The organism is Streptomyces sp. E2N166 (genome assembly GCF_003671715.1).
Lineage (GTDB): Bacteria > Actinomycetota > Actinomycetes > Streptomycetales > Streptomycetaceae > Streptomyces > Streptomyces thinghirensis.
In genome coordinates, this window is sequence record NZ_RAIF01000012.1 from 163,476 (window position 1) to 170,545 (window position 7,070).

General features: G+C 72.3%; 6 protein-coding genes. 3 read left to right on the forward strand and 3 right to left on the reverse strand.

The window, feature by feature from the left end; translation table 11 throughout:
- From EBH09_RS08400 to EBH09_RS08410, 3 genes are all read right to left on the reverse strand, one after another.
- Positions 1–1,323 (reverse strand): ABC transporter substrate-binding protein (locus EBH09_RS08400; protein WP_153182636.1); only part of this gene is annotated, 1,323 nt, incomplete at its 3' end.
- Positions 1,324–1,358: 35 nt separating this feature from the next.
- Positions 1,359–3,023 carry an alpha-amylase family glycosyl hydrolase gene (locus EBH09_RS08405; RefSeq protein ID WP_238697239.1) on the reverse strand — a complete coding sequence of 555 codons (1,665 nt, stop codon included), beginning with the start codon at positions 3,021–3,023 and terminating at the stop codon, positions 1,359–1,361.
- Positions 3,024–3,177: 154 nt separating this feature from the next.
- Positions 3,178–4,449, reverse strand: coding sequence for an ABC transporter substrate-binding protein (locus tag EBH09_RS08410; protein ID WP_121746416.1), 1,272 nt, complete (start codon positions 4,447–4,449; stop codon positions 3,178–3,180).
- 160 nt (positions 4,450–4,609) lie between these two features.
- Between EBH09_RS08410 and EBH09_RS08415 the strand changes: the two genes are divergently transcribed.
- From EBH09_RS08415 to EBH09_RS39810, 3 genes are all read left to right on the forward strand, one after another.
- A complete protein-coding gene (locus EBH09_RS08415; RefSeq protein ID WP_121746417.1) occupies positions 4,610–5,125 on the forward strand; it encodes a PadR family transcriptional regulator in 516 nt (171 codons plus the stop codon).
- Positions 5,122–5,889 (forward strand): ABC transporter ATP-binding protein, encoded by a 768-nt coding sequence (locus EBH09_RS08420; protein ID WP_121746418.1) that lies wholly within the window; start codon positions 5,122–5,124, stop codon positions 5,887–5,889. Before EBH09_RS08415 ends, EBH09_RS08420 begins: the two co-directional genes overlap by 4 nt.
- Before the next feature lie 60 nt (positions 5,890–5,949).
- A partial coding sequence (locus EBH09_RS39810) for an FtsX-like permease family protein (RefSeq protein ID WP_274595129.1) occupies positions 5,950–7,070 on the forward strand: 1,121 nt, incomplete at its 3' end.

Here is a 7,070-nt window from a genome sequence, read left to right on the forward strand (position 1 = left end):
CTTGTAGGCCTTGGCGGCCGCGGTCTCCAGCTGCGCGGCGGTGGCCTTCGGGTCGGACGGGTCGCGCAGGAAGTCCTGGAGGATCTTCCACTCGCCCGTGCCCTTGGTGCCGCCGAAGGCCGCCGGTGCCTGGTCGGACATGTCGAAGCGGACCGAGTCGCCGGCGTCCACGAGGGACTTGGCGGTGGCCCGGCCGACGTCGTTCCCGTAGGAAGCGAGGTCGAGCTTGTTGTTCGGGGAGAGGAAGCCGCCCGCCTCGGCCCACACGGCCGCGGCCTCGGGGGTCGCGAGGTACTCCAGGAGCGCCATGCCGGCCTTGGAGTTCTTGCCGTCCTTCAGGACGACGGCCGCGTCACCGCCGCTCACCACGGGCGCCTCGCCGCCCTCGACCGCGGGGAACGGGAAGAAGTCCGCGTCCTTGCCGATCTCCTTGCCGAACTGGTCCTTGGCGACCCCGGCGACGAAGTCGCCCTCGTAGACCATGGCGGCCTCGGGCTTCGGGCCGAAGACCTTCTCCACCGAGCCCGGGAAGTCGGTGTTCAGGGCGCCCTTCTGGCCGCCCTCGATCAGTTGCTTGTCCTTGAAGAGCTTGCCGAGGGTGGTGAGCGCCTCGACCACGCTCGCGTCGGTCCACTTGAGGTCGTGGGCGGCGAGGGCGTCGTACTTCTCGGGTCCGGCCTGGGAGAGGTAGATGTTCTCGAACCAGTCGGTCAGCGTCCAGCCGTCCTGTCCGGCGACCGAGAAGGCGGCGAGCCCGGAGTCGGAGACGGTCTGCCCGGCCTTCAGCATCTCGGCGTACGTCTTCGGCGGCTCGACCCCGGCCTGGGCGAGGGCGTCGGGGCTGTACCAGACGGTCGACTTGTGGGCGGCCTTGAAGTACAGGCCGTAGAGGGTGCCGTCGACGCTGCCGTACGACTTCCAGACGTTCGCGAAGTTGGCGTCCACCGACTTCTGCGCCGTCTTGGACAGCGGCTTGAGCCAGCCCTTGCCGGCGAACTGCTGGAGCACGCCGACCTGCGGGACCATCACGACGTCGGGGGCGTTGCCGCCCTCGATCTTGCTGCCGACGACGGTGGAGACGTTGTCGCCGGTGGAGACGAAGGACGTCTTGGCGCCGGTCTTCTCGGAGAAGGCGTCCAGCACCTTCTGGAAGTTCTCCTGCTCGGTGCCGGACCAGACGCCGGCCACGGTGACGGACTGTCCGCCGAGCGCCTTGTCACCGCCGCCGGCCGTGACGGGTCCTGAGCCGCCGCAGGCGGTGGCGCCGAGGGCGAGGACGAGGGCGGTGCAGCCGGTGAGCAGGGGGGTGCGTCGTCGCATCATCGTTGATGTCCCTTCGAGAGTCGGGCAAGCAAAGGTCAGAGGTCGGCGATCCACCAGGCGGCGGTGGAGCCGGGCAGGACGCCGGGCGGGCAGGGGCCACTGGTGAGCAGCGGGGTGCCGGGGACCGGCGCGGGCGTGGGGGCGGTGCCGAAGTTGACGGCGCAGACCAGGCCGTCGCCGCGGACGAAGGCCAGGACGCCGGGTGGGGTCTGAAGCCAGCGCAGGGTGCCCTCGCCCAGCTGGGGCAGATCGCCCCGGAGCTGGAGGCCGTCTCGGTAGAGGTGCCAGAAGGAGCGGGTGTCGGCGAGGGCGCGGTCGGTGGCGTACTCGGCGAAGTACTCCGGCTGCGGCAGCCAGGGCTTGGCGCTGCCGTCGCCGGAGGTGAAGCCGAACGGGGAGGCCTGTCCCGACCAGGGCAGCGGCACCCGGCAGCCGTCGCGGACCCGGGCGCGGCTGCCGGTGCGGTGGAAGATCGGGTCGGTGAGCACGTCGTCGGGCAGGTCGACGACCTCGGGCAGGCCCAGCTCCTCGCCCTGGTAGATGTACGCGGCACCGGGCAGCGCCAGCATCAGCAGCGCGGCGGCGCGGGCGCGGGCGGTGCCGAGGCCGCTGCCGTCGGTGGCGGGTTCGCCGTAGCGGGTGACGGTGCGGACCTGGTCGTGGTTGTTGAGGACCCAGGTGACCGTGGAGCCGGTGCCGGCGATGTCCTGCATGGCCTCGGAGATGACCTTGCGGAACACGTCGGGGTCCCAGGGGGCGCCGAGCAGGTCGAAGAAGAAGGCCTGGTGGAGCTCGTCGGGGCGGACGTAGCGGGCGTGCTCGCGGGCGCTGGGGACCGAGACCTCACCGACCAGCAGGCGCTCGCGGCCGTCGCGGCCTGCGTACTCCTCGCACACCGCGCGCCACTGCCGCCACACGTCGTGCACCTCGGGCTGGTTCCAGGCGAGCGGGTTGACCGAGTCGCGGGTGCGGGCGTCGGCCTCCGGGTCCGGGGAGTCGGGCAGGTCCGGGTGCTTGTAGAGGCCGGCGGCCACGTCGATGCGGAAGCCGTCGACGCCCCGGTCGAGCCAGAAGCGGAGTATCCGGTCGAACTCGGCGGCGACCTCGGGGGTGCGCCAGTTCCAGTCCGGCTGCTCCGGCGTGAACATGTGCAGATACCACTGGCCGGGGCGGCCGTCGGCCTCCGTCACCCGGGTCCAGGCCGGTCCGCCGAACATGGCGTGCCAGTTGTTGGGCGGTTCGTCGCCGTCCGGGCCGCGGCCGTCGGCGAAGTGGAAGCGGGCGCGGGCCGGGCTGCCGGGCTCGGCGGCGAGGGCCTCGCGGAACCACGGGTGCTCGCTGGAGCAGTGGTTGGGGACGATGTCCAGCAGCACCCGGATGCCCAGGCGCCGGGCCGCCGCGACCAGCGCGTCGAACTCGTCGAGGTCGCCGAAGAGCGGGTCGACGCCCCGGTAGTCGGCGACGTCGTAGCCGTGGTCGTGCTGCGGCGAGGGGTAGAAGGGGCTAAGCCAGATCCCGTCCACGCCGAGCTTGCGCAGGTACGGCAGCCCGGCCCGGACGCCGGCGAGATCGCCGACACCGTCGCCGGTGCTGTCGAGGAAGCTGCGGACGTAGACCTGGTAGATCACCGCGTCACGCCACCAGTGGTGCCTGTTCACCCCGTAGACCTGTCTGTAGAGCCGCCGTTGTTGTGCATGCATGTTAGGTAGCGGTATCGCGAAGGTGTCAACGAAGAGAACAGAAGCTACTCAGGGGTTGGGGGTTTATATGCCGACTTTTCACCGCAACGAGAGTGCAGATGAGACGTCGGCGTTACCTAACGCGTAACTAGAAACGCGAAACGCTGGGAAGGGTTCAGCGACGCGAGATCGCGGCCAGCTCGCGCGCCAGCCGGCGCACCGCCGCCTCGGGTGTCTGCCGCCCGGTCATCGCGTCGCGCACGACCGCCTGCACGGTCAGGCTGACCTGGTCGTAGCGCGGGCTCTTGGGGCGCGGCGCGGCGGCGAGCACGCTCTCCCGCAGGGTCGGCAGGTACGGGAACGCCTCGGTGAGTTCGGGGTCCTCGTAGAGGTCGGCCCGTACGGGCGGCAGCGCGCCGCGGGTGAGCACCTGGCGCTGGACGCGCTCGCTGGTGAGGTACGCGATGAGACGCGCGGCCGAGTCGGGGTGCCGGGCATGGGTGCCTACGGCCAGGTTGGAGCCGCCGAGGACGCTCGTACCGGGCCCGCCGGGTCCCGGCAGCGGTACGGCGCCGACCTTTCCGGCGACCTTCGAGTCCTCGGCGGAGGCGCCGACGTAGGCGTAGGGCCAGTTGCGCAGGAAGAGCAGGCGGCCGTCCTGGAAGGCCTGCTTGGACTCCTCCTCCTTGTAGGTGAGCGCGTCCTTCGGTATCCAGCCCTCGCGCACCCCGCGCGCCAGGAATCCGATGCCCTCTCGGGCCGCCGCCGAGTCCACGGTGACGCGTTCGCCCTCGTCGCCGAGGATGCTGCCGCCGGCCGAGTAGACGGCCTCGGCGGCGTTGACGGTGAGGCCCTCGTAGGGCAGGAACTGGCCCGCGTAGCCGTCCAGTCCGTGCTTCGGGGCGATGGTCTCGGCGTACCGCTCCAGCTCGGCCCAGGTGCGCGGCGGCGGGACGCCCTCCTCGGCGAGGACGTCCTCGCGGTAGAGGAGGAGGCCCGCGTTGGTGACGTACGGGACGGCGAACAGCCGCCCGTCGTACGTCGCCGTGTCGACGACCGGCGGCAGGAAGGTGTCGAGCGGGAACCGGTCGCGGGGCAGCGGACGTATCCAGCCCGCGGCGGCGAACTCGGAGGTCCAGTTGACGTCGATGTTGAGGACGTCGAAGCGGTGCCGGTCACCGTCGCGCAGGTCGGTGGCCATCTGCGCGCGGGTCTCGTCGGCGGAGTCGGGCAGTTCGACGAGGGTGACCTTCTCGTCGGGATGGTCGCGGTTCCAGCCCTCCAGCAGCGGGCCGAGGTAGCCCGTGAGGTCACCGGCGGTGGCCAGGGTGAGCGGCCCGCGCCCGCTCGCCGCGCCCTCGCCGGCCCGGGCGCCGGAGGCGGCGTAACCGGTGAGGATCACGACGAGGACGAGGAGGCCCCTACCGGCGGCGTGGATCCACCGCATAGGTTCCTCCCTGTACGACCTGTACGACCTCGCACGCCGGCCGGCGCTCGCGCGCACACCGGCACCGGGCTTCCTTGCCCGGGTCAGGGGCCATGTATACCTGTTAGGTATGCGCGATACTAGGGCCTGGAGCACATGACTAGAAGGGGAGGACGGCTGAGTGCGCCTGCACCTCCTGGCTCTCCTGGCCCGCGGTCCGGCCCACGGCTACGAGCTGAAGCAGGACCTTGAGCAACTGCTGGGCTCCGCGTACCCTCAGCCGAACGTCGGCCAGATCTACGTCACCCTCGGCCGCCTCGAGAAGACGGGGCTGATCGAGGGCGAGGACATCGAGCAGTCGAGCCGGCCCAACAAGAAGGTCTACCACCTCACCGACACCGGGCGCGACGAGCTGCGGGCCTGGTACGAGGAGACGGCGGACGAGCCGCGGGTGCGGGACGAGTTCTTCATGAAGCTCGCCCTGGCTCCGCAGACCGGGCTCGCCGACCAGATCACCCTCATCAACAAACAGCGGCGGCAGTACCTGAACACCATGCGGCAGCTCTCCAAGCTGGCCGCCGCCGAAGACCGCGACAACCGCGTCGCCCACCTCCTCATCGAGGGCGCGATGCTGCACCTGCAGGCCGACCTCGACTGGCTGGAACGGTGTCAGGAAGAGCTGGAGGAGCTGGAGTGAGTGCTGGCGCGAGTGCCGATCCCGCTCCCGTGCTGCGGGCCGAGGGCCTGGTCAAGACGCACCACGGCGAGGGTGCTCCGGCGCACGCCGTGCGCGGGGTCGACCTGTGTGTGCGGCGGGGCGAGTTCGTGGCGATCACCGGGCCGTCCGGCGCCGGCAAGTCGACGCTGCTGCATCTGCTCGGCGGTCTCCGGCGGCCGGACGCCGGCAGCCTCTGGCTGGACGGCGCGTGCACGGACGCGTACAGCGAGGCGCGCTGGGCGGTCGAGCGCAGGAAGCGCATCGGCATCGTCTTCCAGTTCTTCAACCTCGTCTCCGACCTGTCCGTCGCGGACAACGTCGAGCTGCCCGCCCTGCTCGCCGGGCTGCCGCCGAAGCGGGCGCGCGCCGAGCGGGCGGAGCTGCTGGCCGAGCTGGGCCTCGTGGGCAAGGAGCGCAGTATGCCCGGTGAGCTGTCCGGCGGCGAGCAGCAGCGGGTGGCGCTCGCCCGGGCCCTGGTCAACCATCCGCCGCTGCTGCTGGCCGACGAACCCGCGGGCAGCCTGGACAGCAAGGGCACCCGCGAGGTGATGCGGCTGCTGTCCCGCTTCCACCAGCGCGGCCAGACCATCCTGCTGGTCACCCATGACGCCCGGCTCGCGAGCGCCGCGGACCGGGTGATCAGCTTCTTCGACGGGCGCATAGCCGACGTCGCCGAACTGGACGCCGGTACGCCACCGCGCCGCCGCCCCGGGGCGTCCGCCGTGCTGGAACTCAAGGACTGACATGCGGGCGTACGACCACCGCGAGCACCGCGCGCACCGCTCACCGGAGGGCTGAGGCCCGTGCGAGCCACCCTGCGATGGGCCCACTCCGATCTGCGCACGCACCGGGGCGAGGCGCTGTTCCTCGTCCTCGCCACCGCCGGCATCGTCGCCTCGCTGCTGCTGGCCACGGCCCTGTTCGGGTACGCGACCAACCCCTGGCAGCGCGTCTTCACACAGGCCCGCGGCGCCCACGTCTGGCTGCACACCGACAGCGCCGCCGATACCGGCGAGCTGGCGGGCCTGGCCGGCGTCCAGTCCGTCGCCGGGCCCTACCCCACCGCCGACGCCACCGTCGCCGTACGCGGCACCCGCGCCTCCGTCGAGCTGCGCGGCACCGCCGAGGAACCAAGCGTGGGGCGCCCGCTGCTCACCGCCGGGCACTGGCTCGACCCGGCCGATCCCGACGGGGTGGTCCTGGAGAGCCGCCTCGCCCGCGCGCTGCTGGCCCAGCCCGGCGACACCCTCACCCTGCCCGGCACCGCGCGCACCCTGACGGTGCTGGGCATCGCCGACAGCCCCGAGCGCCGCTACCGGCCCGGGGAGCAGCCGGGCCTGGTGTGGGCACCGCCGGCCGCCGTGGCCGACCCGGGCGGCCAGGTGATCGGGCTGCGGCTGACGGACCCCGCGGACACCGACTACGCCGTGCAGCGTGCGGTGACCGTGCTGGGCTCCGGTGCGATCGGGCAGGTCTCCACCTGGCAGCAGGCCCGCGCGGAGGCCCAGGGCGACAACCGGCTGCTCGGCCAGGTCCTCGGCCTGTTCGGGCTCGGCGCGCTGTTCGCCGCCGGGCTGGCCGTGCACGGGGCGATCGGCACCCGGATCCGCGGCCATCTGCGGGACATCTCCGTCCTGAAGGCCATCGGCTTCACGCCGGGCCAGGTCGTCCGGGTCTTCCTGCTCCAGCACCTCGCCTACGCCCTGCTCGGCGCGGTGGCCGCCGCCGTGCTCACCCAGGCCCTCGGCAGCCTCGTCCCCGGGCGGCTCGGTGACGCGGTCGGCGTGTGGCAGGGGCTGCCCGGACACACCGTCGCGCTGTTCGCCGTACCGGCGGCCGCGGTGCTGTTCATCGGCGCCACCACCGGGCTCGCGGCCTGGCGGGCGGGACGGGTGCCGCCGGTTCCGGTGCCGCGCCCGGCGGC

Bases quoted from the DNA above. Each gene is read 5' to 3' on its own strand.
- EBH09_RS08405 (WP_238697239.1), bottom strand. From the start codon at position 3,023: ATGCATGCACAACAACGGCGGCTCTACAGACAGGTCTACGGGGTGAAC.
- EBH09_RS08410 (WP_121746416.1), bottom strand. From the start codon at position 4,449: ATGCGGTGGATCCACGCCGCCGGTAGGGGCCTCCTCGTCCTCGTCGTG.